Genomic DNA, 24,520 nt, shown 5'->3' with positions numbered 1-24,520 from the left:
CTACCGACCACTACAACAATTAGAGATAAAGCAGAGAAATTTTCAAATACCTCCATAGTAAAACCATAAAAATCACCTGGCGGGACCTTTTTGCTGTATTGCAAAAATGAGTTCACTTCTGTTTTTTCGCACATTTTTGACAGACACCTCGCACCTCAACATGGGTCGCCTCTATCTGGCCAAAACTGGTTACCGCATCAGGTAATTGTATGTTATCAAGATCACTACTATAAAAGTCTCGGGTAAAGCCACAGCTGCCACAGACAAAATGATGATGTGTACTCAGGTTCGCATCAAAACGTGTACGCTCCCGGCTTGAACCGATAGGGACAACTAAGCCCAGATCCTTGAGCAACCAGAGCGTTCGGTATACCGTGTCAAGAGAAACCGTTGGGATACGGCCTTTGACTCTTGTAAATACCTGTTCGGCGTCTGGGTGATCGCCGGTTTGGGCAACTTCTCGAAAAATTTCGATTCTCTGATGGGTCAGTTTTATTCCTTCCCTACGACAAACCGATTCGAAGTGCTTTACCCGTTCTTCAATTTCTTTGTTATTTATCTTCATAGTTCCACACTAACTAGGAATGCATTCCTACTTAATAATTAAACACCATCTAGTATTAGTCAACAGCTGTTTTGAACTTTATGTCGTGAGGAAGCATTCTGTGTAACCTATTGATAAATAGTGTTATCAAAGCTTCTGGCGAACGGTACAGCAGGAACTTTCTTATATTTGATGTCGCTAATTTCTCCATTTGAAACCCATGCTATGTGACAGGAAATGAGTGGGTTTGCCATGCAAAAGAGGAGTTTGAGTATTATACACGACCACGAGGTGTGCTCCACAAAAATATTGTTCACCCATTACGAAAAAGACAGGCTTTTTAAAAATTATCCTGTTGGTAAAAGAGGTTGGGACGAATTCTTTTATGGTGTCCGGCAAAGTATGGCAAATATCAGGGTATTGTTGTAAATTTAAAATGCGTCTGTTTGCTAATACATTAAATTTTATGATATTTTTACAGTAAATAGAGGGGATGTTAAATGAACTATTGCACAAACTGTGGCAGCAAGGTTTCGTGTAGATTACCCGAGGGCGACAACAGGTTTCGCTATGTGTGTGATAGTTGCCACACAATATTCTACAGCAACCCCAAGGTGGTGGTTGGGGCAATTCCTGTATGGGAAAAGAAAATCCTGATATGCAGGAGAGCTATCGAACCGGCTTTTGGTAAATGGACGCTGCCGGCTGGCTATCTTGAAAATGGTGAAACTCTTGTCGAATGTGCAGTGCGGGAGACCCGCGAAGAGGCCGGGGCACAGATAGTTGACCTTGTTCCCTATACTGTTTTTAATATTCCCCATATTAGTCAAATTTATTTCATATTTCGTGCCGAAATGCCTGCTGACATCTATGTCGCCGGTGCAGAGAGTCTTGAGGCGAAGCTGGTCACACCAGATGAAATACCCTGGTCAGACCTTGCCTTCACCTCAATCCGTGAGGTTTTAACCATGTATTGCAGTGATCTTCAATCGGAGCAATTCCCTTTTACAATGGTTGATATTCCACCCCACGCTTAGATTTTACACGTCCTATGGTGGAAGGTGATGTTAAAAAGCAGGGTTGTTTTACTGTGGCCAACAGATATTGGCCCACACTGCAAATACCGGGTCTGACAGTCTTGTCTGGGCTATATGTTTGTCTGTGTATGGCCGGGGCAGTCCCCGGATTGATTCGGTATGTATATTTTCAAATTTCCCGACCTTGAGGTAGTAGTCGAGAATCAGGCCCAGCCGCTCAAAATGATGCATATCAGCCCAGGGTACTATTTCTTTTCCCGGGAACCATCTATCTGAAAATATTGTAACAAAGAGACCGCCGGGGACGGTTACTCTGGCTATTTCTGCCAATACTTCCAACGGTTGCACAAGGTACTCGATTGATGAGGTGCAGATAACTGCGTCAAAGGTGTTATCAGCAAAAGGCAAGGCAGGATCCTGATTGAGATCATGAAGGATATGGCTTGATAATTTTGGATTGGATAATAGTTCTTCCTCATTGAGGCCCAGGCCGGTTACCTTGCATGTTTTGTGAGAATCAGGAAGGTGTGAGTCACAGCTGCTCATTACATCGAGGATTTTAGTTCCAGGCGTCAGCAGGCTGGCGTAAAGAGCAGTAACCTGGTTGAGAGCCGAATCGTCCAGATGCTGGACCATCCTGGCCTGTTTATAGAAATCTGAGTCTTCACCGTTATTTCTTCTGGCAAAGGGATAGGGTGAATAGGACTTTTTCTCCGACCATTGATAGGGAATCTGCATTCCAGGGCCGCCCTCTGTAATGAGTTCTGCAAGATTTTTGCATTCTCCCCCCTTTCGTAGAGGTGGTTGAAGAATCTCTATGAGCCGGGCATCGACTGTGAGTGGATAACGAGACAATGGGTGGTTTGTTTCTGCAATAAAAAGTTCTTTGTGACAGTCAACCACCCTGAAAGGAACGGTATTCTGCCGGAAACAGTCGAGGCCTTTCCAGGCCCATCCCTGCGGATAAAATTTTCCAACAATAGGAGTGATGTTTTTTTCAAGATCATTTTTCAACTGAGTCATTTTAACAGTTTTTACCCGCCACGGATCATAGGACGGCACCAGAACGCCTGCATCGTACCTTTCTGTAACTGTTGTTCCCGGTGGAAGGACTTCGAGTTTTTCTTTGAGACTTCCAGGAAAAATATCCCGCCAGAAATCGGCTTTGTTTACATAACAGCGATCATTGTGTGTGGCGTAGGCGCTCTCCCATTGTAATGAGAATTCTATCGATGCCAGTTCTGTTTTTTCCATTCTATAGTATCCTTATATTTACGGGTTCATTCTTTAGCTTATAGCAAATATTAAGAATATTAATCTACAACTCAATAGACATAGAAAAGGGGTGTATTGATAGTATATACTACGTATTGTTGTGGATTGTGCGCATGAACAATAGCTTATCTTTAGGTGGCGAAAGGGTCTCATTTCACATCGTTGAGGAAACAATCTCGGCCGGAGAGGTTCCTCGTTTTTTAGCTTTCAATCTGGAGCCTGACCTACTACAGTAAGTTTATGGTTGCGCCGCTTGTTTTTTTCTTCCCATCACATCTGTCAAGGAGTCTGCCATGCTCGATTTCAGTTTAACAGCAGAACAACAGAACCTTCAAATGAAGGCACGTACCTTTGCTCTTGAAGAAGTACTGCCCGTTGCCTGGTTTTATGACGAAAAAGATGAACTTCCAATAGAGGTGTTACGCAAGGCCTTTAATGCTGGATTGATAGGAGGCGATATTCCAAAAGAATATGGTGGACAGGGCTTGAGCCTTGTCGATTCTGCGTTGATCACGGAGGAGATAGCTGCAGCCTGTCCTGGACTTGCAACCTCCATTTTTGATAGCTCCCTTGGGATGGAACCGATCCTGCTCTCCTCAAACACTGTTGCCAAACAGAAATATCTTCCGGCTATTGCAAATGACTTCAAGCTGGCCGCTTTTGCTACTTCTGAACCTGTGATGGGCTCGGACGTTGCTGGCATACGTTGCAGTGCTCAGGCTGATGGGGAGGATTATGTTCTTAATGGCACGAAATTCTGGATAACAAATGGTGGTGTGGCCGATTACCTGTCGGTGTTTGCTACCACTGACCCCAAAAGCAGGCACAAAGGGATTTGTGCCTTTGTGGTGGAGATGGACGCTCCAGGTGTTAGAGTCGGGAGAGCCATTCCCAAGATGGGTCAACGTTGTTCTAATACGGTAGGAATCAATTTTAAAGACGTCCGGGTCTCAAAAGAAAATATTCTGGCCGTCCCAGGGGAGGGCTTTGTTTTGGCAATGAAGACCTTTGCCCGAACCCGGCCGATAATTGGCAGTTTTGGCGTTGGCGCTGCCCGTGCGGCTCTGGAATATTCCCTCGATTATGCCAAGAAACGACGTGCATTCGGTATGGAGCTTGGCACCTTTCAGGCAATTCAGTTTAAGCTTGCTGAGATGTTTCAGAAAGTGGAGACATCTCGCTTGCTCACCTGGAAGGCTGCCTGGGAGTCTGATCAGCAGAAAGACGGAAAGGTGAGTGCTTCAATCAGTAAACTTTACGCGACGGAAACAGCTCTTGAGGTGGTCAATGAGGCCCTACAGATTTTTGGCGGCTATGGCTATACAAAGATGTTTCCCATCGAAAAAATACTGCGTGATGTCCGTCTGCTGCGCATCTACGAGGGGACAAGTGAAATCCAGCGGATGATTCTCGCTGACTACCTGCTGAAAGAATATAAACCGTCCATGCCCGCCCTCGAGGACTTACCGCTCCACCGCCTTCACGACCCGCACAGCGGGAATGCTGCATTGGCGGCCGGCAAGGCTTGGCGTTGCAGAATCTGTGGCCACATCCATTATGACGAAACGCCTCCTGCGGAATGTCCTTACTGCTTTTTTCCCCATACAGCTTTTAAGGAACTGCATTGACAGGAAGGGAAAAACAATGTTCTGTGTCTGGTTGCAATTGCCTCAGGGATGCCGTGCCACCTCTGTTCATCGGCAGCCCTGTTGATTCACAAGTAAGGTTGTTCCAGCGCTGAAATGAATTGTTTTGCTGTAATACTGCAAAAGAATCTCATTTATGGAAATCATTTTGTATCTCAAAATTGATTCCGCAGCCTCATGAATATTGATGTTATGAAATGTCGTTATCAGAAGAGGTGGGCTGATCTTCTGGCATCTGAGCCTGTTCTGGCTCAGAAGTTTCGCGGCCTTGCTTTAACTTTTTTTGACGTTTCTCGTCCTTTTTTTTCTGCTTTAAAATTTCTTTCTGCCGTTTTTCATATGAATAATTGGTTCTTGCCATCTATTTTACGCTCCAATGTTGGTAGGTTGTATTGTATTGAACAGGTGATCCTGGTCTACTCGTATATAAAGAAATCCAGCAACCAAAAAACCTTGATGCCGCCGACATAAATGATGAAAAAGCAAGACGTCGGTTCCTCCTGATCTGTTTGTAATGACTAAGAAAAATATATACTGCAGAAAAAACAATAAAGAGGTGGGGATTGATGATAATTTTATTGATGAATTTGCAATACTGCGACTATACCATGAAGGTAGTAGAAGTACACTGAATTACCTCCTGAAAAATCCTTCATCTGTAAATCAGCGGGTAATAAGGATGAACGCTACCGTGTAAACGCAGTAGAGGTCGTGGGATTTCAGGGCTGAGAAGATAAGACAAAGGTCGCAAGCTAAGGCTGGTTTGGCAATACTGCCATAACAAAACGAAAGATGGAAGGAAAGGAGATATGATCATTAAAGGTGAGCGGGAGGAATTGATTAAAAAGACAGCTACTCTTATCTCCGAGAGGGCCCTGCAACTCCTCAAAAGTAAACAGCATGTCGTCATTGCAGTGCCGGGTGGCAGCAGTGTCGCTGCTGTCTACAGGGAATTGTCGGGGTTGAAAATGCCCTGGAAGAACATTCATTTGTTTTTAGTCGATGAGCGACTGGTACCTGTTGATCATCCCGAGAGTAACGTGAAACTGATCAGGGAAAATATGGGTACTGGCCTGCCGTCCGGGCTGATTCACCCCTTTGATTCTTCCGTGCAGACTCCTGAACAGGCGCTTGCAGAATATCAGAAAGAGCTGGATCTTTGTGGTGGAAAACTTGATATTGTTCTTTTAAGCAGTGGGGAAGATGGGCATATTGCCTCACTCTTTCCAAGACATCCTTTACTTAACGAGACGCAGGAAAGATTTTGTCTTTTAGACGATTCACCAAAACCTCCCCCAGGAAGAATGACGGCAAGTCCTGGCCTGATTGAAACTGCAGATACCGGAATACTACTGTTTTTTGGTGAAGGGAAGGCCCAGGCACTACAGCGTTATCTTGATCCTCAGCTTTTATGGATCGACTGTCCAGCAAAAATCATAACAAAAATACCTCATCACTACCTGCTAACCGACCAGGAGATTGAAAAGATATGAAACTTGAGTCACAAATGATCCTGATTTTTGGTGCAACCGGGGATCTTAATCGCAGAAAACTGATTCCTTCCCTCTATAATCTGGTACGAAAAAAACGTTTGACGGACTGTACACCTATAGTCTGTATTGGCCGGCGAGAGCTGTCCAAACAGGAATTTATCGAGCATCTCTCTGTGGAACAGTTCATTTCTGATCCCGACCCTGCGGCGATCGAGGACCTTCTGCAACGTATCACCTATCTCTCTTTTGATATGGGAGGCGACAGTTCAGAAGACTTTACCCGCGCCATATCTACCATTGAAATACAGTTTGGCTGTACCGCCAATAAACTGATGTATCTTGCCCTCCCAACTTCGGCCTTTGATCAGACAGCTCAATTAATTGGTCAATTAGGACAGCAAAAAGGCTGGAGACGGGCCGTTTTTGAAAAACCTTTTGGTGAAGATCTTCCCAGTGCTCAATCACTGAACAAACACATCCTCAATGTATTGCAGGAAGATGAAATATACCGGGTTGATCACTATCTCGGTAAAGAGCTTGTCCAGAATATCCTTACCCTGAGATTTGCAAACGAGATATTTGCCGGTGCATGGAGAAATAGGGCGATTGACCATGTACAGATCACCGTCTCCGAAACTCTCGGGGTAGAAAAGCGGGCAGGTTACTACGACAAAAGCGGCGCGGTTCGGGACATGATCCAAAACCATTTGCTGCAGCTCTTATCATTTGTGGCGATGGAGCCGCCAAAAGAAGGGGCCGTCGACGGTATCCGGGATGAAGCTGTGGCTGTGATCCGTCAACTCAGACCACTTACACCAGAGGATATCGCCCTTGGCCAGTACGGCCCTGGAACCATTACTGATGCAGCGGTCCCTGGCTATCTGATGGAAGATGGTGTTGCGGAGAATTCCACCACCGAAACCTTTGCGGCGATCCGGGCCTATGTGGATAACGAGCGCTGGCAAGGGGTTCCTTTTTATCTCAGGACCGGTAAGCGACTGGAAAAGCGTCACGCCGATATAAAAATAGTCTTCAAACAACCCCGGCGTCATATTGTGGGTGATGCTTGCAAACCAAATATTATAATAATCCGTATCCAGCCGGATGAGGGAATAGCCATGGCTTTTAATGTACAAAAGCCCGGAGAAGATGACAGCACGCAATCCGTCATGATGGATTTCTGTCATCATTGTTATTTCGGCCCGAACACCCCTGAAGCCTATGAATCCATCCTGTACAACGTCATGGAGGGCGACCACAGCCTTTTTCCACGTCGAGACTGGATTGAAGCGAGCTGGCAGTACATTGACCGGTTACGCCTGATTGCAGCGCCACCAATGACCTATCCGGCGGGTTCCATGGGTCCGGGTACTTCTGAGGCTCTGCTTGCAGCCGATGGCAGGCACTGGCTCAACGGTGAAGAATCAACAAAGCCGACTCCGCTGCAGGGACTGCAGACAGCACCGATTTCTGTTGCAAAATAAGAGTCGCCGTCAATGAAGGTAAAAGAGTATAAAAAAGACGCTGTAGCTGAAAAGGGTGGCAACATAGGGGGAAACTGTGGGATAATCTTTCCAGCAAAAGGTCAGATCCGATAACGTCTCTTCATGGCCGGAACTGGCCAAGCACTGGCAATAATTTTGTTATATACACTGTATTATGAAACGCTTTTACAAACTTTACTTCTGCTCATAACCTGATGAAACATTACGTTTTTTCTGTAAAACCCTCCCTTATTTTCCTCTTTGGATTATTTATGCTGATGTCTCCGTTGGTTCTCACGGCTGCGGAGGAAAAACCTGCTGATCCTGCTGCAAAAACAGGGGATAACACTGTAGAGCAGCAAACGACCCTCATAAATATTTATTCATGGGCTACGATACTGCCTAAAGAACTGATTGACCTACAAAACGAAATTGCAAATGAGAAAAAGATCAAGGCTGTTGAAGACAATCTTCCTGCTTTATCAGAAGAAATAGCTGCCATTCGAAAAGAGACGAACGCCGTTCAGAAAAGCCCCGAATTGCAGGGACAGCAGGTTTCCAGCCTCCAGGACCGAACCCAGCGGGCCGGGGCAAGACTGCAAAATTCCTCAGAACCGATTACGAAACGCATCACGCTGCTGTCGGAGAATCGTAAGCAGTGGATTGAAAAAAAAGACAATATTGTCAACACCAAGAAGCAGGAAGAAATACCTCTTATCATAGGTAAGGATCAGCATGCGAAAATGCTGAAAACTGTAGATGAAGCCGTTCAGATCATTGAGGAGCAATTAAAAATCGTTCTTAATGTCGGGAAAAAAATTGGCGATCTTCAAATTGTTCTCTATGGCATCGATAGTGATCTGCAGGCACTGGAGAAAACGATTAGAGAAACCTCAATTCAGAAGACCGCACCCTCAATGCTTTCTTCTGAATTTTATTCCCAGATCAACCGCGATATTATCCCCCAGAGTTTTCACCGGACGGTCATCTTTTTTGCTGACCTTCTCCATAACATGCGGGTTAATCTCAATTATGTACTGCTGGGCTCTCTTGCTTTTGGCCTCATTGCATTTGCCGCCTATAAGACCAAAGACTCTATCTCACCTGAATCCAGGTGGGCGCCTTTTGCAAAGCGTCCTGTTGCGACAGCAATTTTTATGGGTTCAAGTCTCAATGTGATTAACAATATCTTTCCATTAAATGCTGATATTCCTGAACAGTGGAAAGCTCTTTTTCATATCATTACCTTATTTGCCGTAATTCGGCTGACGAAACATCTGCCCATTGATAAACCGAAACGAAAACTCCTGACTCAATTGTCTCTGTTTCTCTCGGTGACAATGATTTTCCTGTTGCTTGATTTCCCTAAGGTACTGCTTTTACTGTATGTGTTCTTTAGTTCTATTCTTGCATTATTTTATTATCTTTCCCGCCTGCGTTCGATGAAAGGCAAAGAGTTCTCTGAAGTCTGGCAGCAAAAAATCTGGGGAATTTTACCTGTAATCGTCATTATTTCAGGGATTGCCGGCTATAGTGAATTTGCCGTGATGACGTTTCTCATCTGTTTGTGGACAATTATTGCCTGTCTGATCGTCTGGGTTCTCTATCTTTTTCACCTTGGCATACTGGAGTTGATACTCTCTTTCCTGCCTATCGCTCTGGTTCATGAAAACTACAAGGAGATGTTAGAAAAAGTCAGACCTTTCATTGCCTGGTTTCATATACTGATTCTCATTACGATACAAAGTGTCATCTGGGAAATTTATCCGACGATTAACGAGGCTTTTTTCAAGATCTTGAATTTTGGCTTTGACATAAGCGGCGTACATATTTCCCTGAAATTTATCTTTACCGTAGGAATTATTTTCTACGGGGCCATCCTTGTCTCGAAAATGATTCAGGCAGTCCTCCTGAAAAAAATCCTTCCCCGGTATAAAGCAGAAAAAGGCGTGCAATTGTCCATTACGCGTCTTGTCCATTACGCTATCTTGACGGTTGGTTTTTTTGTTATGCTGGGCGTACTTGGATTTCAACTCAATCAGATTACTCTTCTTGGTGGTGCACTTGGTGTGGGTATCGGTTTTGGACTTCAGGCAATTGTCAATAACTTTGCAAGCGGATTGATTCTGCTTTTTGAGCGTCCAATAAAAGTAGGGGATACCATTCAGATAGGCTCAGAGTTGGGTGAGGTAAAGCAGCTGGGTTTGCGTGCCACTGTAATTCAGACTTTTGATAACGCCGAAATAGTCATACCAAATTCGGATCTGATAACAGGGCAGGTGACCAACTGGACTCTTGGCGATAGACGGGTCCGGGTGAAAATCCCGGTTGGAGTGGCCTACGGCAGTGACATCGCCAAGGTTCTGGACATCCTTATTTCCTGTGGGAAGGCAAACCCGATGGTCCTTAATACCCCAAAGGTATCAGCCTTTTTTCTTGCATTTGGTGCAAGTTCTCTTGACTTTGAGTTAAGGGTCTGGATTCCTGAGTTTCTCGATAAGCTACAGGTGTTGAGTGACCTGAATCAGGATATTGAGAATGAATTCTCCATGAACAATATTGAAATCCCCTTCCCGCAGTCTGATCTCCATCTGCGCTCCATTGATGACAGGGCAGCAGAACAACTCCAGGGAAGATTGACTGTGGTGCCGGAGTCTGGATTGACAACCGCTCAGGTGGAAGAAAAGTAAAAGCTCATCTGTTTGTACTGAACTTCAACACAGCTCACTAAAGGAATGATTATGGAAAGTGATGGCTTATTGCATGCCTTGTTACTCGACGGTAATGGAGGTGGCCGTGATTTAACCTGGGATGAAATAAACAGGTGGAATCCTGATGAGGGAACACTTTGGATTCACTTCAATTATACCTCAGAAAATACAGCGGACTGGCTCCAGGAAAAAAGTGGTCTTGAAGCACTGATAGTTGAAGCTCTGATAAGTGAAGAGACCAGACCACGATCAACCATTATCGGCAAGGGTGTTTTTATGAGTTTACGAGGGATTAACTTCAATCCTGGAGAAAGTTATGAAGACATGGTCTCTGTACGTATATGGGCCGAAGAGCATAGAATCATTACCACCAGAAAGCGCCAGCTTCTCTCTGTAACGGATATTGCGAAACAATTACGTCAGAACTGTGGTCCTGAGACAACCAGCCAGCTTATAATTGAGATTTCAGATCTGCTCACTTCATATATTGAGGAAGCTGTCGAGCGTATTGAAGATAAAACCATAGAACTGGAGGAGCAGGTCATGTCTTCCCATGACAGTACTCTGCGAACGAGGATATCATCAATTCGCAGAGATGCCATTATCATCCGTCGTTATCTTGCTCCCCAGAGAGAGGCAATAACACGGATGCATGTGGATAGTGTTGCCTGGATCACTGAAAAAGACAAAAGACATCTGCATGAGATAGCCAACATCCTGATCCGGACTGTTGAAGATCTTGATTCCATTCGGGACCGGGCAAGTGTTGCCCGGGAGGAACTCACCAACGCTTTGTCGGCGCAGTTAAATTCCAGAATGTATGTTCTTTCTATTATTACCGCGATTTTTTTACCGTTGAGTTTTTTTACAGGCCTGTTTGGTGTGAATATTGGGGGTATTCCAGGCGCAACTTTTAAATGGGCTTTCTCCATTTTTATTTTGTTTCTTATAGGTGTCTGCGTTTGCCAGTATATTTATTTTCGCAAAAAAGGCTGGATTTAAGAGCAATTGCCACTTGTCAAGGTCTCTTAGGTAAAATAACCCCGCATTGAGCCGCTTATAGCTTGGTTTGTTGGCCGAACACAAGCCAACGGTGTGGATGCTGCCGCATATTTTCTTGTATTTCAACGCTTGTCCATCTTCGTTAAACGCCCAATTGCTCTTGGCAAATCCGGATCTGCAGGACTATCTCCTTGCTATAATTAATTTTGAACTCAACGTTAAAAACGATTGACAAATACCGCAGATTCAATCACATTGATATGCACTGACCGAGCGTTTAGTCAGGTATGGAAACCATTGTAACTGTAGCAGGATAGTCGCCAAAGTAATTCGAAAGCATAGTACGTTTTTATTCGCTTTTAAGAGGTGGATAAAAAACAGATAGTGTCAGGAAGTCCAACAATGCATTGGAGTACCTTCGGTCGTTCAATGAGAAAAAACTCTTTTCTTACGGACCGGGGTGTTAATTCTTTCTAACCAGTAAGTGCTACGAGGAGGATTGTATGGCAACAGGAGAGCTCAAACCGAGATGGGGGCAACCCCTAACGGGCATAATTTCGTTTTTTGTATTTTTTGCAATTGCCTGGTTACTGTGGTTTATCTTCAGTGATAGCAGGGGCCCGGTGGGATGGTTCCCGTATCCGTTTGTTATGTACCTTGCAATGATGATTCTCGTTGGAATCTGGCAACATATGCTGCTTGGCGACTGGCCATTCCAGAACATTGAGCAGCCTAAACGCGGTATAATCATGACCATTGCCAATCTGGTCCTTGTCTGGTTTGTCATCGATGTAATTTTTTATCGTATTCTCGGTCTTGGTTTCAATTTCATGAATTATTACGGCCTGGAAGCCATTGAAAAGCCAGTTGTTATGGCTCAGGTAGCAGTTGTCTGTTTTGTCCTTATCGGTTTTTATACCTTTCCCGTTTCAACCATATTTTTTGGCAAATGGCCCGTTCAGCCGAGTAATCTGACCCAGCCTGCAGCCGGATTTGCCGAGATTGCCTGGGGGAGTTTCTGGACCCTGATCTGTTATTCTGTCTTGATCGTGCCATTCTTTGGCTCAGTTTTCCAAGGGCCTGCACTGAATTCCTCCTGGTGGGTCACACTGGGCGGAACATCTCATGTCCACTGGGTGTTTGGCTGGTGGGAGTGGGCTATTGTTATCCTGTTTATGACGCCGAATGTCTGGCGGATGAAGCCGTGGTCACTTATAACTGTGCCTCAACCATGGAAAGGAATAATCTCTGTCATAATCTCTATGGTAGGGGCGGCGGCTCTGGCCATACTGTGCAAAAAAATTATTCCGATGTGGGTACCGGCAGAGACGTTTCAACTTCTGGAAGAAGCAAAAGGAGCTTCAGAGGTCCAACGCTTTTTCTGGCTGCACTCAGCTGAAATTGCCGGTTTTTTCCTGATTCCGTTTTTGATCTGGCACCATTATTTTGATGATATTGCTCTGGGGCTCAATAGAGATGGCTGGGCTGCGTTTTTCCTCCGCACCATTGGCGTCTGTGCTTTGGCTGCTGGGAGTTACTGGATCTTTTATTACGGAAATTTTGGACACTGGGCTCTTGGAAATCACCACATGACAGAGCTTTCCCATAGATTTGCCCACGGTGAATCTCTTGTCTGGAATTTCTGGTGGATCATCCCTCTTTTATGGAACGAATGGTTTTTCCATAAATGGCCATTCTATATCCACGAAGAGTAATCTTCTGTAGTTTGTGATCCGCATGCATCTGCACTCAATATCTGGGTAGATGCATGCGGGTTATCGGTATGTGATCGGGACAGGTGCCGCCGCTGTTTTATTTAGGGCTCTGTCTCTCTGGCCTCACTCACAGCAAATATCCGGCCAATGTATAGCTGTAATGATTGAGGTTATCAGCCACCGGCTCCTGGAATAGCAAGACCAATAAGATAGGAGATCATATAGGCAAAGAAGCCGACAATCAACATTTCAAAGCCTGATTTGAACCAGTTGACCCCTGTTACAAATTTTTTCATCGCTCCGGCGCCGAAAAGACCAAAGACGGTAACAACGGTGGCGGCAATAAAAGTGGTGAGTGCACTTAATCCGAGGGGGGCTGCAAGCAGGTAGGGGACGGTAGGAAAGGCAGCGCCACCCATAAAGGCAAAGAGAATCACGATGGAGGTTTTAAATCCACCCTGCTGTTCCACATCGGTCACCCCCAGTTCGTCAACGACCATTTCCTGCACCCAGAGCTCTTTGTCCTTGCAGATCCTGTCAACAATATCTTCAAGGAGCTGGCCGTTGAATCCTTTGCGGCGATAAATCAGGCGCAGTTCTTCTTTTTCAATATGAGGGCACAGCTCGATTTCCAGCCGCTCCTGTTCAATTTCATGGCTGTAAAAATCAGCCTCACTCTTATTTGAAACATATTCGCCTGCCGCCATGGAAAGGGCGCCTGCAACGGAGGCTGCCAACAGGGTGATGAGGATGGTTTCTGAACTCTGTCCTGCACCTACCAGGCCTGCAAGCAAGGCAAAAATAGAAACCACCCCGTCATTGAGGCCAAAGGTTACCTGCCGTATGAGTTCACCACCTTCAAGATGAAAAGATTCTTTAAATGCTGTCATAATAGTAGGTCCACCGGAGAGTAAAAGCTGACATCGTGGCCGCAAACAGGACAAAGTTCTGTGGGGGCTGCAGGGGAGTAGTGAAGATTACCGCAAACGGCGCACAGGTAAATCCTGCCTTCATCAAAATCCTGCTGGGCCCGAAGTCGTTTTTCGGCCGCAACAAGCAGAAGATGGTGGTTCTTTTCCGATTCCGCAGCCCATTTGAGGGAAAGGAGAGCAATCTTTGCGACAAAACTGTTTCCGTGTTTTTTACTAATCTGTTTTACAAAAGAAGGATACATTGAGGTGAACTCTTCCTTTTCTGCCAGGATCGCCTGCTGGAGATTGGCAAGGGTATTTGGCCCATTTTTTGGCTTTGCAGGTTTTGGAAACGGGCCGGAGTAGTTGTTTTTTTCCAGTGCTTTTCTGTGGTTTGCAGCGTGAACTGTTTCACCATGGGAGAGTGCGGTAAAAAGAGTTGCGATTCCGGGGTAACCTTCGGCGTCGGACTGTATGCTGAACTGGAGATAGCGGCGTTCGGCGTCTGTTTCCCCCTGAAGCGACTCAAGAAGAAGTTTGTGTATAAGTTCCATTATGAATTTTGTTCCTTGTTTGGATGGGAGCAATAAAATGAATGAAAGAAAAGAAGGTCGGGTTCCAGCTACAAAATTGAACAGGCTGTAATTATTGAACAGGAGAAGACACTATGGTGAAAACAGGTTCGTTGTCAGGCATACAGGTGCTCGATCTGTCCAGAATGTTACCGGGGCCATATTGCTCCATGATTCTAGCCGATCATGGAGCCGATGTCATTGCCATTGAAAGGAAAGAATACAAAAAAGATGGCCTTTTTTTCGACGGCATAAATCGCAATAAACGGCACATGACCCTGGACTTGAAGACACCGGAAGGTAGAGAGATCTTTCTGAAAATGGTAACCACGGCCGATGTTGTTATTGAAGGGTTTCGTCCAGGAGTCGTGAACCGGCTCGGGATAGATTATGAATCTCTTAAACGTATAAATCCCCAAATAATATACTGTTCCATAAGTGGTTACGGTCAGACAGGAGAACGTAGAAACCTGCCCGGTCACGATGTGAACTATATAAGCAGCTCAGGGGTGCTCAGTCTTATCGGTGAGCGGGCTCGTCCGAGTGTCATACCAGGTGTTCAGATAGCAGATATTAGTGGTGGCTCAATGAATGCGGTAACCGGTATCCTGCTTGCGCTTTACGCCAGGGAGCTGGGCGGCAAAGGACAATATATCGATATTTCAATGAGTGACGGCATCCTGGGTATGCTTGCTCTTCCACATCATTTCGCAGAAAAATCGGGAGAAGCCTTCAAGGTCGCCGACAATATTCTTTCCCATCGTTTTGCCTGTTATAACACCTACGAGACCCTTGATGGCCGTTATGTCGCCCTTGGGGCAGTGGAGAACCGTTTCTGGAGAAAACTCTGTCTGCATATTGGTCAACCTGACTTCGCAGACCTTCAATACGATGAACTTAGAAAAGATGAGATCATCAGCTATTTGAGAGAGATGTTTTTAACCAAAACCTATGCGGAATGGGAGAAAGAACTGGTGCCTCTTGAGATCTGTTTTACAGGGGTTAAATATGTCTCGGAAGTGTTCGATGATCCGACGTTTAAGTCCCGTGATATGGTTTTTGAATATGTTGATGATAGAGGCAGGCGGAAGCAGGCAATTGGTATCCCCGTTAAATTGAGTGAGACCCCGGGCACGATACGCTCAATTCCGCCAGGCTTTGGAGCAGACACGGAAACGATTCTGGCCGAACTTGGGTACTCTAAAAGTCAGGTTAAGGAGTTTGTTCTGTCTGGAGTTGTATAAGTCGGTAGCAATGGTGTGAAGATGTCAACCAGGACTCGTCTGACTCCTGTAGGATTTTTTTTCGTCCGCCGGTCGTAAGCGATACACTACTGATAGCAGGAAGTTACAAGGGGGAGTAGAATCAGTTTTACGGTATTGCAATTTTTGTTACCCATTTGTTGATAATTGGTTTTTTATAAGACGGATTCACCCTTCAACGTTAACTTTTAAAGGTGTAAAGAATGAAAAAGATTGTTCTCATTGTCTGTGTCCTACTCTTTTGCGGTTGCTCAGCAAAATACCCCCAAACGGCCCATCTTGATATCATGATGCCAAGTCAAACCGCAGAGGTGTACAGCAACTCGGCCGTGTTTGTTCATGGCTTTGATAGCAGAGAAACCCCGGAGGTTGTTCTCTACAACATTAAAAAGGATCAGACAGTAAGGGTTCCCGGAGCGGAGGCACCTCTGGTCGTTGTCGTAGACCGTCTTACAGCAGGGCTGAAAGAACAGGGGCTGAGTTTTGAGCGTGAGGCTCCGGTACGCATCGACCTTGAAATCAAAGAACTGAAAGCAACTGTCACGAAGTCAAAAACTATGTATACGTGTGAGGCTGTCATCCAGATTATTCTAAAAGCCTCAAACGGACAAAGCTCCATCAGGAAAAAATATAACCGACAGGACGAACAGAAATCCGTTTCACGGCCGAAAATCGGAAAAATTGAAAATATGTTGAATACCCAGCTGGCAGAAATAATCACTGAAATGCTTTCAGACCGGGATCTACGGGACCTGATTAATGAAAAATAGTTGGAAAGCTCTTCTTTTGCTCATCTCTTATGTTGGGAGAAGATCGGGTAGTTCAAAACAGAGGGGAAATGGAACACCTGTAATTGCGCTTGATCTGTCCTATATATCCAAGGACCAAGCGCCCAAACAATGGTGAATTTTTGATTTCCCCTCTGTTTTTTTACTCTTTGGGTGTTTCCAGGTGACTATCCCGACGGTGTTGTCTGGCAATCTGGAGAACTGGTGGTACAAGCAATAAAATTATAATAACCCACAGGGCAATGGCCTGGGGACGATTAAAAAATATTGCATAGCTTCCGTGGCCCATGATCAACGCCTGGGCAAAGCCGGTCTCTGCAATCGGGCCGAGGATGAGTCCGAGAATCAGCGCGCCAAGAGAAAACCCTGTTTTATGCAGGAATACGGCTGCGATCCCACAGATAAGAGCGATAAAAACATCGAGAATACTGTTGTTCATTGCATAGGAGCCGAGAATCGAAAACAGACAGACCACCGGAATGAGCAGGGCGGGTGGCGTGAGAGATATTTTAGCAAAGTAGGGGGCCATCAATAGGCCCATCACCAGAAAGACAATATTCGCCAGAAACAGGGACATGATAAAAGCGTAGGTCATTACCCCGTATTTTGTGAAAAGTTCCGGGCCGGGGATGAGCCCGTGGACCAGCAAGCCTCCCATAAGAGCTGCGGCTATACTGTTGCCGGGGATGCCTAAGGTGAGGGTAGGGATAAGAGATCCACCGACGCAACCGTTATTACCCGCTTCTGCCGCTGCAATTCCTTCCGGATTACCTTTACCGAATAAATGTTTGTTTTTTGAGCGTTGTCGGGCAAAATTATAGGACAAAAATGCCGCAATTGTTGCACCTTCCCCTGGTAGAATACCAACGACAGTTCCTGTAATTGAACCCAGGCCGATGAATTTTTTCAACCCTTTTGGGAATGGCTCCCGTTTGATTTTTTGCAGTGTGGAGGTGTCCGCCACTATGTTTTTCGTGCCGCTCAGCTCAAGCATCTGAGAAATGGAAAAAAGACCGATGAGGGCGGGCATAAATGCGATTCCATCAAAAAGATCAGTCAGATTCATGGTGTAACGTAACATGCCTGAAATGGGATCGGTGCCGACAAGGGCAATGATCAGACCAAGCAGTCCGGAGATGAGCGCTTTGACCAGTTTATTCTCATCATCTGCCATGGAGACAATACCGACCAAACCAAGGATGCCAAGCAGGAAATACTCAGGAGGTCCAAACGTCAGTGCGAAAGTGGCAAGGACAGGAGCGACCAGCAGCAAAACCAGTGCGGAGAACGTTCCACCGCAAAAACTGGAAATAACGGAAACTTTCAGGGCAAGACCACCGTGGCCCTGTTGACTCATGGGGTATCCTTCAATTGCTGTGGCAACAGCCGCAGGAGTACCTGGAGTGCGCAGGAGAATTGCCGGTATAGAGCCACCGTACATTGCGCCGCAGTAGACCCCACCCATCAAAATAAGACCGGTAAGTGGTTCCAGTACAAAGGTAACGGGAATCAGCAGGGCAACCGCCATAGTAGCAGTAAGCCCCGGCATGCCGCCAACCAGAACGCCTGCCGCTGTCCCTATGAAAACGGCCAGTAGCGAAACGGGATGAGCGAGTGCTTGCAAGGCTTCAATAATCATTGTTCGAGGTCCTTTGAAATCTCTGGCATGTGCGAGTGCGTGGTGTTCATATATCACAGCACATAGCCTTTAACCCGGGCCGGATCCTGTTTGGAGCAGCCCGGGTATTTTTTTAAAAAAATGTACTTTCAGGTAAAGGTACACTTAAAAGTTCTGCAAAAACGATGTAGACAAATACAAGCACTCCTCCTGTTGTGAGAATAATCTGCAGCTTCTTCCGAGCTCCAAGAATCACCATAGTGATCGGTAAAAAGAGCAGCGAAGCCAGATAAAATCCCAGTGGCTCAAGGAGCATTGCGTAGGCGAACATGAGGACCAACAGACTCCAGAATCTGAAAGGAGCAGAAGTGAGGTCAAGCATCTTACTCTTGGCAGTGCTTCTGTTTTTCACCCACAACAGGATTTCAATAATGGATAATCCGCCTAAACAGAGGGCGAGAAATCGGACATATGAGGCTGTGGAATGCTGTACAACCTCGGGAAATCTCGCACTGCTTTTAAAGAGCAGGAGTGACATAATCAGAAATCCAATCAGAAAAACTATTTCAGCTCCACGTTTTGTCATTGTTATTTACCATGGTGTTGAGTCGAAAAATTTCTGGGTTTCTGCCTGAAGATCTTTCAGATACGCGAGGTAATTCGGACCGGTCAAAGGAAGCAGGAACAGGACATCTTTCTTGCAATCTTCTATAAATTCTGGATCATTCATTACATCCATTACAAGTTTATCCAGGGTGTCGGCAACATTTTTCTCGATTCCGGCAGGTGCAGCAAAACCTCTTGTGGCAGTCATATTGACAGTGAAACCCTGTTCTATAGATGTAGGCACATCAGGAACTATATCCGAACGGTTATCATCCAGGATTGCAATAATTCGCGCGTCACCGGATTTGTGCTGGCCATGCATCTGGGTAAGGTTCATAAAAGATGCGTCAACGTGACCGCCTAAGACCAGAGATTTTTGTTCTGTAGAACCTTTAGTGGGCAGCAGGTTAAAGGTGACTCCTGTGTTATTCTCGAACTTTTTAGCTGCGACAAAGTCATCCGAACCAATACCGTTCACGGCAACAGTGAGGGCTTTTGCCTTGGCTGCTTCCACAAAACCTTTCATATCAGTAATGGGGCTGTCCTTTGGAACGGCAATGATGAGAGGATCCTGCATCATGTTGCCGATGATGTGAAAACTATCAAGGGTATAGCGGGCACGTTTGGCAACGACATGGGAGACGACCTGGGTTGTGAAAATCATGCCGATGGTGTACCCGTCTGGTTTCGCCCGGGCGATTTCTTCAAACCCTTTCTGACCGCCGGAGCCCGGTACATTTTTAATAATAAAATCTGCTCCAGGGAGGAGTTTCTTGGCCGTTTTAATAAAGATCCTGGCAGAGGTGTCTGTTGAACCACCAGCCTTTGAAGGAATGATTATAGTGATAGGTTTTTCTGGGTAAGCTGCCTGGAGCAGTCCGGGCAAGGCAAAAAACAGAACGGTGGCGAGGGCTAACAATTTTCGCATCATCTACTCCTGTGTTGAATTTATCTGTGCCGAAATGGCACTATTTGACTCCATCTTAATTTCCATGCTTACAATGAAGCGGATTTATTCGAGTTGGATCTGGCTCACAGTAGCAAATTTTCAGCTGAGTTAAAACTCTAATATGCTAAAAAAACGTAGAAAGATAAACGGAGAGAAAAGGGTATTCAGGATACAAGATCAGGATGCCTGACATAGAGATCTTACCGCCAGGCATGAGGATAAAAGGAGGGTGTTATAAGCAAAATTACAAATTGGAAAGGGTTTTCCCTGCTATATTTTATTGGCAGGGGAACTGAGGAAAACAGCCGTGAGGAAAGGTGTAAGGCTACTTCAATTCAGCAAATTTACCCTCTTTAAAGTCCTTGATGAAACTTATGACATTTGCCTTGATGTTGTCTCTCATAATCCTCGTTTGCTGCAGCCGGTCAATTCTACTCTCAGTCATTTTTTCCGGATCGCAGTGCCCCCAGTTTAAACGCAGGCGCTGATTGGGAAAATCGGGACATTTTTCATCAATACGTTTAGGACATACGGTGATTATTATATCGTAGCTTCTCCCCATTTCAAACAGATCGATAACAGAATAGGGGCAATCGCAGCGCATCAAATCATATCCCTCAAGTTTCATCATGATCTGAATGAGAGGATTTAATGGCCCGGACTGAAATCCAGCACAGCTTACCGTAAAAAATTCACCACCAAGAGCACGGAGATATGTACTGGCAATCAGGTTTTTCCCAAGGTTGTTTTCAGATATCACAAGTACATCTAACATGGCAATCTCTTCATTTAAATTGAGAATGAAGTAACAATAACATCGAAAAAACGTCCAACTTCTACCACTGTTTTTTTACAGCAAAATAATACGCCTCCAGCTTTATTGTTTGACTGGTTCCCGCATTGTAACAAACTCTTCAGCACTGCTGGGGTGAATGGCTACAGTTCGGTCAAAATCTGTCTTCGTGGCGCCCGCCTTTAAAGCCACAGCGAATCCCTGGAGTATTTCGCCAGCATCCGCCCCGACCATATGCACACCTAAAACCCGGTCGGTGGAGCCATCTACCACAAGTTTCATGAGAGTTTGTTCATCTACCCGGCCAAGGGCATATTTCATGGGTCGAAAAACTGATTTGAAAATAACGATGTCGTCATATTTTTCACGGGCCTGGGCCTCTGTCAGACCAACGGCCCCAAGGGGTGGCTGGCTGAAGATAACCGTAGGGATGTTGGTGTAATCCATGGTCCGGGGCTTTTCGGCGAAATGGTTGTCTGCAAAAATACGTCCCTCATTGATGGCGACGGGAGTAAGATTCATTTTGTCGGTCACATCACCTATGGCGTAAATGTTTTCAACTGAGGTCTGCATCTGCTGATCAACTTCAATTGCACCGTTCTCATTTACTCTGACACCGATATCCTGCAGACCAAGCCCTGTAGAGTTGGGGGTTCGTCCTGTGGCAAATAGTACCTGGTCAAAGGTTTTACTGTCGCATTCTTCGCAGATGACGCGCAGCCCTTCTGTGTTTTTCTCGATTTTGCTGATATGTGAAGCACACTTTATGATGATGCCTTTTTTGACCTGCTGGGCTCGCAGATGCTCGGCAAGATCAGCATCAAAGCCGCGCAACAGACGGGGACTACGTACAAGAAGTGTGACCTCGACACCAAGGCCGTGGAAAATACTGGCAAATTCGAGGGCGATATAGCCACCACCTACAATGGCTATTTTTTTGGGCAGTTCCTTGAGTAAAAAAGCATCATCTGAAACTATCACATGTTCGCGACCCTGGAAATCCGGAATAAAAGGAGAACCTCCCGTTGCAATCATGAATTTGTCTGCAGTGATATTCTGGCTGCCAATCTGTACCGTTTTTTTGTCGATAAAGTGAGCCAACCCCTGATAGAGGTGTACGTTGGATTTTTCGAGAAGGCCATCATAGATGCCGTTGAGCCGCCGAAGCTCGGCTTGAACCCCGTCTCGTAGATCAGCCCAGTTGAAAGATACTCCACTACAGGTCCAGCCGAGGCTTACGGCGTTGCACAGCTCTTCAGCGGCATGGGATGCATACATAAGAAATTTTTTCGGCACGCAACCGCGGTTCACGCATGTACCACCCAGGCGGTCGACCTCGGCAAGGCCCACTTTTGCACCAAGTGCCGCCGAAGCCCTGGCACAGGCAACTCCACCTGAGCCGCCTCCAATAACAAAAAGATCATAATGTGGCATGGTTTGCTCTCCGTGAAAGAGAAAAATGTTGAAGCTTTTTATAAAGCATCTTGTTTTTTTATCTCAACCGAACTCTTCTCAGCCTGTGCCAGAAAAACTACCCAGGATGGGTAAATATTGCCTCTGAGCGACCGGAACATGGTCTGGCGTTTCGTGTTGATCAGTGTTTACTACGATAAACATTCTCTTTAAAAAGTTTATAGGTCCTCACTCTTAAAGGGGTTGTAGATGATAACCGGCTAAGCCATTGATAAAATCAGCCCTATTTAAAGCTGGAGTTCGGGGCTCTGGTTATCTTTTGCAAGGTTTGACTGTCCTGGTTGCGCACAAGTTGAGGCAACTTCCCCCACAGGCCTACCCTATTGTTGTTCACCACAAGGATACCACGTATTCCCCCTAACCGTCCGACCTCATCAAGCACCTGTTCCACGTCAGTTTCAGCTGAAATACGATTACAGACAAGGGTCGCCGCGGAATCGGCGAGCGCTGCCTCTTTTGCCACAACTGTTGCTAACTCGCAGTCCCCAAAACTCATGGAATGTCCCATTTTACTGGAAGAAGAACAGATAGAAAGTGGTAAATCCTCCGGCAGCAGATGAAAAGCCAGCTGTGCACCAATGGAATTATGGCCTGCAAAAATTCCGATGGTAACCGGAGTGGGGGACATTATGAACATGTCGCCGCCATTTTCGACGATAGCCTCTTCGCAGCCTGCAGCTTTTGCAGCCTCTACCCCGAGCTGAGCCAGGGTTCCTGCAACCGAGGCCATGGGGCCCAGCCCTGTCAGCGTAGCGGCGTTGGCCATTTTTACTGCCACTTCCGGAGCATCTTCGAGCAGCTTAATGGGTGTCAGGGCCGTTTGAAATTGAGGGTGACGCCGGATGTACGCCTCGAGAACCCTCCTTTCTCTGACTACGGCCTGGGTTATCTGTTCGTATGCCCTGCCGTAAACCTTTAAATGGGTATCCTTCCAGGAAAAGGTTCTAAAGTGACGCATAACAGAAGATGTGCAAAATAGAGGAGTGCCGGATCATTCAAGTTAGCCTCAGGGTTCTGCTATCACAGATGTTGCAGGTCAAAACGAAGAACTGCAGACACCATAGGGACAGTTGGTAATACAGGAGAGACATTCGATACACTTGTTTTCATCAAAGCCCACTGTTCTACTGCTGTGATCAAGATAATGGAGAGCGCCGGTGGGACAGTGAACAATGCAATTTCCGCAGTGGGCACAGCGGTCCGCATCCCAGTGGACACTGATATTTCCGGAATGGATTTGCACATCAAACTCACCAAGATAGGTAAAAGCACGGTCAATGTCCTCCTGGCTGCCGGTTATATCAAGAGAAAGATACCCTTCTTCCTCGGGAGTCACTTTAGCCCGGTAGATATTTACCACCAGGTTGTAATCTTTGATCAACCGGTAAACAATAGGCTTGTCTGTTTCACTCTTTGGGAAGTAGAGATACACTTTTTTGGTAACCATTTATCTTCCCCCCTTTATTTCAAGCCCTTTCATGCCTTGGTTGACAGGAAGGCGCTGACTGGGCTGGGACAGGAAAAACTTACCGTCTTCGATCTCAGCCTTAAGTAGGCCACAGATTTTCTGGGCTTTGTTATAGGATGACATTGATGAGACCTTAACTTTTTTGCCATGCAATTCTACTTCGCCTGAACGAAGCTGCTCGTAGGTGTAGCGGCCTAAAATATTTCCGGTCTTTTGCGGATAATCATTTGAATAATCGGTGACACAGCCAAATATTTCACTGTCCTTCACCGTTGCACGTTTGAGTATTTCTGCATTGAGGATAGGGATGGGGATACCAACCCCAAGGGCCAGAGATACCCCATAGCCTTTGAGGCTGACACCCCGGACAAACTCGGGGTCCATATCCTTCATATTCCCGGTCAGTGCAAGGGTTCCTGCGCCTTCAACCGGGACTCCATTTTCACCCCTTTCAACCGCACTGCAGTGTTGAGTCCCTTCCGCATAGACAATGCCCTGTGCTCCCGCCAGCCAGACCGTAGTACCAACACCGATGGTCTCGTAGTAGGGATCGTTGAGCAGGGGCGACAATTGCCCGGCTGAACAGTAAGTCATATTGCGCATGTTGGGTTTGAGGATTCCCATATAGGTATACACGGTCTTGGCAGAGGTGTTGACCGCCACATTATAATTCTGATAACAGTTCCTCGGGTTGGTCATGATCGCCTGGTTGAGATCATTGATATCGAACATGGTCCTGATTTCCCGACGTGGATAATCATCGGTGCCATAGGACAGGCCGAAGAGCTGGAGCTTCTTGCCCGCAATAAGATCTTCAATTACATGGCCGCCGCCGTAGAGAAATTCTCCCGGGTAGTACATATTCGCTGGATCGTTATGGCGAAGCTGGGTGGCGCCCAGATAGAGATCGACAGCTGCAATGCCGCAATAGGCCTGCACATCACCAATCCAGGCCTCCGATATACGAATTTTGGGCCTCGAGTGGCCAAAGTTAAGAAAACAGCCGGAGGAACACATGGGGCCAAAGGTTGCGGTTGTGACGACATCGATTTCCTTTGCCGCACTTTCAAGGCCGTGCTTGTCCACGTAGCCTATTACCTCTTCGGCGGTTAAGACCACCGCCTTGCCGGAGGCAATTTTTTCGTTTATTTCATTGTAGGTTTTCGCCATCGT

General features: G+C 46.1%; 22 protein-coding genes. 9 read left to right on the top strand and 13 right to left on the bottom strand.

What is annotated here, in order from left to right; all coding sequences use genetic code 11:
• Window positions 1–112: 112 nt before the first annotated feature.
• Window positions 113–565 carry a Fur family transcriptional regulator gene (locus FCL48_RS10005; RefSeq protein ID WP_136872140.1) on the bottom strand — a complete coding sequence of 151 codons (453 nt, stop codon included), beginning with the start codon at window positions 563–565 and terminating at the stop codon, window positions 113–115.
• 479 nt (window positions 566–1,044) lie between these two features.
• On the opposite strand from FCL48_RS10005, the gene FCL48_RS10000 reads away from it, so the two are divergent.
• Entirely contained in the window at window positions 1,045–1,581 is a 537-nt protein-coding gene (locus FCL48_RS10000; protein ID WP_136872139.1) for an NUDIX hydrolase, read from the top strand.
• Between the two features lie 48 nt (window positions 1,582–1,629).
• On the opposite strand, the gene FCL48_RS09995 is transcribed toward FCL48_RS10000, so the two are convergent.
• A complete protein-coding gene (locus tag FCL48_RS09995; RefSeq protein WP_136872138.1) occupies window positions 1,630–2,835 on the bottom strand; it encodes a class I SAM-dependent methyltransferase in 1,206 nt (401 codons plus the stop codon).
• A gap of 314 nt (window positions 2,836–3,149) precedes the next feature.
• Here FCL48_RS09995 and FCL48_RS09990 point away from each other — a divergent pair, with 314 nt between their 5' ends.
• Window positions 3,150–4,484 carry an acyl-CoA dehydrogenase family protein gene (locus tag FCL48_RS09990; protein ID WP_136872137.1) on the top strand — a complete coding sequence of 445 codons (1,335 nt, stop codon included), beginning with the start codon at window positions 3,150–3,152 and terminating at the stop codon, window positions 4,482–4,484.
• A gap of 208 nt (window positions 4,485–4,692) precedes the next feature.
• On the opposite strand, the gene FCL48_RS24980 is transcribed toward FCL48_RS09990, so the two are convergent.
• Complete coding sequence (locus FCL48_RS24980) at window positions 4,693–4,863, bottom strand: hypothetical protein (RefSeq protein WP_169309166.1); 171 nt, start codon at window positions 4,861–4,863, stop codon at window positions 4,693–4,695.
• Between the two features lie 448 nt (window positions 4,864–5,311).
• On the opposite strand from FCL48_RS24980, the gene pgl reads away from it, so the two are divergent.
• The 5 genes from pgl (at window position 5,312) to FCL48_RS09965 (ending at window position 12,907) form a co-directional block, all read left to right on the top strand.
• Window positions 5,312–5,995, top strand: a complete 684-nt coding sequence (gene pgl / locus FCL48_RS09985) for a 6-phosphogluconolactonase (RefSeq protein WP_136872136.1) — start codon at window positions 5,312–5,314, stop codon at window positions 5,993–5,995.
• On the top strand, window positions 5,992–7,479 hold the full coding sequence (gene zwf, locus FCL48_RS09980) for a glucose-6-phosphate dehydrogenase (protein WP_136872135.1): 1,488 nt from the start codon (window positions 5,992–5,994) through the stop codon (window positions 7,477–7,479). Before pgl ends, zwf begins: the two co-directional genes overlap by 4 nt.
• A 272-nt stretch (window positions 7,480–7,751) precedes the next feature.
• Complete coding sequence (locus FCL48_RS09975; protein WP_169309165.1) at window positions 7,752–10,169, top strand: mechanosensitive ion channel family protein; 2,418 nt, start codon at window positions 7,752–7,754, stop codon at window positions 10,167–10,169.
• Window positions 10,170–10,220: 51 nt separating this feature from the next.
• Window positions 10,221–11,192: a zinc transporter ZntB gene (locus tag FCL48_RS09970; RefSeq protein ID WP_169309164.1), complete on the top strand. Its 972-nt coding sequence runs from the start codon at window positions 10,221–10,223 to the stop codon at window positions 11,190–11,192.
• Window positions 11,193–11,695: 503 nt separating this feature from the next.
• The gene (locus FCL48_RS09965) at window positions 11,696–12,907 is read left to right on the top strand and encodes a hypothetical protein (protein WP_136872132.1); all 1,212 of its coding nucleotides are present in this window, start codon (window positions 11,696–11,698) and stop codon (window positions 12,905–12,907) included.
• 173 nt (window positions 12,908–13,080) lie between these two features.
• On the opposite strand, the gene FCL48_RS09960 is transcribed toward FCL48_RS09965, so the two are convergent.
• Window positions 13,081–13,797: a VIT1/CCC1 transporter family protein gene (locus tag FCL48_RS09960; protein WP_136872131.1), complete on the bottom strand. Its 717-nt coding sequence runs from the start codon at window positions 13,795–13,797 to the stop codon at window positions 13,081–13,083.
• Window positions 13,794–14,372 (bottom strand): rubrerythrin family protein, encoded by a 579-nt coding sequence (locus FCL48_RS09955; protein WP_136872130.1) that lies wholly within the window; start codon window positions 14,370–14,372, stop codon window positions 13,794–13,796. Before FCL48_RS09955 ends, FCL48_RS09960 begins: the two co-directional genes overlap by 4 nt.
• Window positions 14,373–14,485: 113 nt before the next feature.
• Here FCL48_RS09955 and FCL48_RS09950 point away from each other — a divergent pair, with 113 nt between their 5' ends.
• On the top strand, window positions 14,486–15,634 hold the full coding sequence (locus FCL48_RS09950) for a CaiB/BaiF CoA-transferase family protein (protein ID WP_136872129.1): 1,149 nt from the start codon (window positions 14,486–14,488) through the stop codon (window positions 15,632–15,634).
• 221 nt (window positions 15,635–15,855) lie between these two features.
• Window positions 15,856–16,422: a YajG family lipoprotein gene (locus FCL48_RS09945; RefSeq protein ID WP_136872128.1), complete on the top strand. Its 567-nt coding sequence runs from the start codon at window positions 15,856–15,858 to the stop codon at window positions 16,420–16,422.
• A 160-nt stretch (window positions 16,423–16,582) separates the two neighbouring features.
• On the opposite strand, the gene FCL48_RS09940 is transcribed toward FCL48_RS09945, so the two are convergent.
• From FCL48_RS09940 to FCL48_RS09905, 8 genes are all read right to left on the bottom strand, one after another.
• Complete coding sequence (locus FCL48_RS09940; RefSeq protein ID WP_136872127.1) at window positions 16,583–18,079, bottom strand: tripartite tricarboxylate transporter permease; 1,497 nt, start codon at window positions 18,077–18,079, stop codon at window positions 16,583–16,585.
• A gap of 112 nt (window positions 18,080–18,191) precedes the next feature.
• The gene (locus FCL48_RS09935) at window positions 18,192–18,644 is read right to left on the bottom strand and encodes a tripartite tricarboxylate transporter TctB family protein (protein WP_136872126.1); all 453 of its coding nucleotides are present in this window, start codon (window positions 18,642–18,644) and stop codon (window positions 18,192–18,194) included.
• 6 nt (window positions 18,645–18,650) lie between these two features.
• Complete coding sequence (locus FCL48_RS09930; RefSeq protein ID WP_240744808.1) at window positions 18,651–19,595, bottom strand: tripartite tricarboxylate transporter substrate binding protein; 945 nt, start codon at window positions 19,593–19,595, stop codon at window positions 18,651–18,653.
• 343 nt (window positions 19,596–19,938) lie between these two features.
• The gene (locus FCL48_RS09925; RefSeq protein WP_136872125.1) at window positions 19,939–20,388 is read right to left on the bottom strand and encodes an arsenate reductase ArsC; all 450 of its coding nucleotides are present in this window, start codon (window positions 20,386–20,388) and stop codon (window positions 19,939–19,941) included.
• A 102-nt stretch (window positions 20,389–20,490) separates the two neighbouring features.
• The gene (gorA, locus tag FCL48_RS09920; RefSeq protein WP_136872124.1) at window positions 20,491–21,840 is read right to left on the bottom strand and encodes a glutathione-disulfide reductase; all 1,350 of its coding nucleotides are present in this window, start codon (window positions 21,838–21,840) and stop codon (window positions 20,491–20,493) included.
• Between the two features lie 262 nt (window positions 21,841–22,102).
• Window positions 22,103–22,837, bottom strand: coding sequence for a UPF0280 family protein (locus tag FCL48_RS09915; RefSeq protein ID WP_136872123.1), 735 nt, complete (start codon window positions 22,835–22,837; stop codon window positions 22,103–22,105).
• A 78-nt stretch (window positions 22,838–22,915) separates the two neighbouring features.
• Window positions 22,916–23,326: an NIL domain-containing protein gene (locus tag FCL48_RS09910; RefSeq protein ID WP_136872122.1), complete on the bottom strand. Its 411-nt coding sequence runs from the start codon at window positions 23,324–23,326 to the stop codon at window positions 22,916–22,918.
• Complete coding sequence (locus tag FCL48_RS09905) at window positions 23,327–24,517, bottom strand: homocysteine biosynthesis protein (protein WP_136872121.1); 1,191 nt, start codon at window positions 24,515–24,517, stop codon at window positions 23,327–23,329.
• Between the last annotated feature and the right edge of the window lie 3 nt (window positions 24,518–24,520).

Source organism: Desulforhopalus sp. IMCC35007, from assembly GCF_005116575.1.
In the GTDB taxonomy this organism is placed as follows: domain Bacteria; phylum Desulfobacterota; class Desulfobulbia; order Desulfobulbales; family Desulfocapsaceae; genus Desulforhopalus_A.
This window is presented reverse-complemented; position numbering and strand designations above follow the sequence as displayed.

Excerpts from the sequence above, each read along its gene's own strand:
- FCL48_RS09915 (WP_136872123.1), bottom strand. The coding sequence starts at position 22,837 with ATGCGTCACTTTAGAACCTTTTCCTGGAAGGATACCCATTTAAAGGTT.
- FCL48_RS09935 (WP_136872126.1), bottom strand. The coding sequence starts at position 18,644 with ATGACAAAACGTGGAGCTGAAATAGTTTTTCTGATTGGATTTCTGATT.
- FCL48_RS09905 (WP_136872121.1), bottom strand. The coding sequence starts at position 24,517 with ATGGCGAAAACCTACAATGAAATAAACGAAAAAATTGCCTCCGGCAAG.
- FCL48_RS09950 (WP_136872129.1), top strand. The coding sequence starts at position 14,486 with ATGGTGAAAACAGGTTCGTTGTCAGGCATACAGGTGCTCGATCTGTCC.
- FCL48_RS09970 (WP_169309164.1), top strand. The coding sequence starts at position 10,221 with ATGGAAAGTGATGGCTTATTGCATGCCTTGTTACTCGACGGTAATGGA.
- FCL48_RS10005 (WP_136872140.1), bottom strand. The coding sequence starts at position 565 with ATGAAGATAAATAACAAAGAAATTGAAGAACGGGTAAAGCACTTCGAA.
- FCL48_RS09910 (WP_136872122.1), bottom strand. The coding sequence starts at position 23,326 with ATGGTTACCAAAAAAGTGTATCTCTACTTCCCAAAGAGTGAAACAGAC.
- FCL48_RS09940 (WP_136872127.1), bottom strand. The coding sequence starts at position 18,079 with ATGATTATTGAAGCCTTGCAAGCACTCGCTCATCCCGTTTCGCTACTG.
- FCL48_RS09995 (WP_136872138.1), bottom strand. The coding sequence starts at position 2,835 with ATGGAAAAAACAGAACTGGCATCGATAGAATTCTCATTACAATGGGAG.
- pgl (WP_136872136.1), top strand. The coding sequence starts at position 5,312 with ATGATCATTAAAGGTGAGCGGGAGGAATTGATTAAAAAGACAGCTACT.
- zwf (WP_136872135.1), top strand. The coding sequence starts at position 5,992 with ATGAAACTTGAGTCACAAATGATCCTGATTTTTGGTGCAACCGGGGAT.
- FCL48_RS09955 (WP_136872130.1), bottom strand. The coding sequence starts at position 14,372 with ATGGAACTTATACACAAACTTCTTCTTGAGTCGCTTCAGGGGGAAACA.
- FCL48_RS09975 (WP_169309165.1), top strand. The coding sequence starts at position 7,752 with ATGCTGATGTCTCCGTTGGTTCTCACGGCTGCGGAGGAAAAACCTGCT.
- FCL48_RS09965 (WP_136872132.1), top strand. The coding sequence starts at position 11,696 with ATGGCAACAGGAGAGCTCAAACCGAGATGGGGGCAACCCCTAACGGGC.
- FCL48_RS10000 (WP_136872139.1), top strand. The coding sequence starts at position 1,045 with ATGAACTATTGCACAAACTGTGGCAGCAAGGTTTCGTGTAGATTACCC.
- FCL48_RS24980 (WP_169309166.1), bottom strand. The coding sequence starts at position 4,863 with ATGGCAAGAACCAATTATTCATATGAAAAACGGCAGAAAGAAATTTTA.
- FCL48_RS09945 (WP_136872128.1), top strand. The coding sequence starts at position 15,856 with ATGAAAAAGATTGTTCTCATTGTCTGTGTCCTACTCTTTTGCGGTTGC.
- FCL48_RS09960 (WP_136872131.1), bottom strand. The coding sequence starts at position 13,797 with ATGACAGCATTTAAAGAATCTTTTCATCTTGAAGGTGGTGAACTCATA.
- gorA (WP_136872124.1), bottom strand. The coding sequence starts at position 21,840 with ATGCCACATTATGATCTTTTTGTTATTGGAGGCGGCTCAGGTGGAGTT.
- FCL48_RS09930 (WP_240744808.1), bottom strand. The coding sequence starts at position 19,595 with ATGATGCGAAAATTGTTAGCCCTCGCCACCGTTCTGTTTTTTGCCTTG.
- FCL48_RS09990 (WP_136872137.1), top strand. The coding sequence starts at position 3,150 with ATGCTCGATTTCAGTTTAACAGCAGAACAACAGAACCTTCAAATGAAG.
- FCL48_RS09925 (WP_136872125.1), bottom strand. The coding sequence starts at position 20,388 with ATGTTAGATGTACTTGTGATATCTGAAAACAACCTTGGGAAAAACCTG.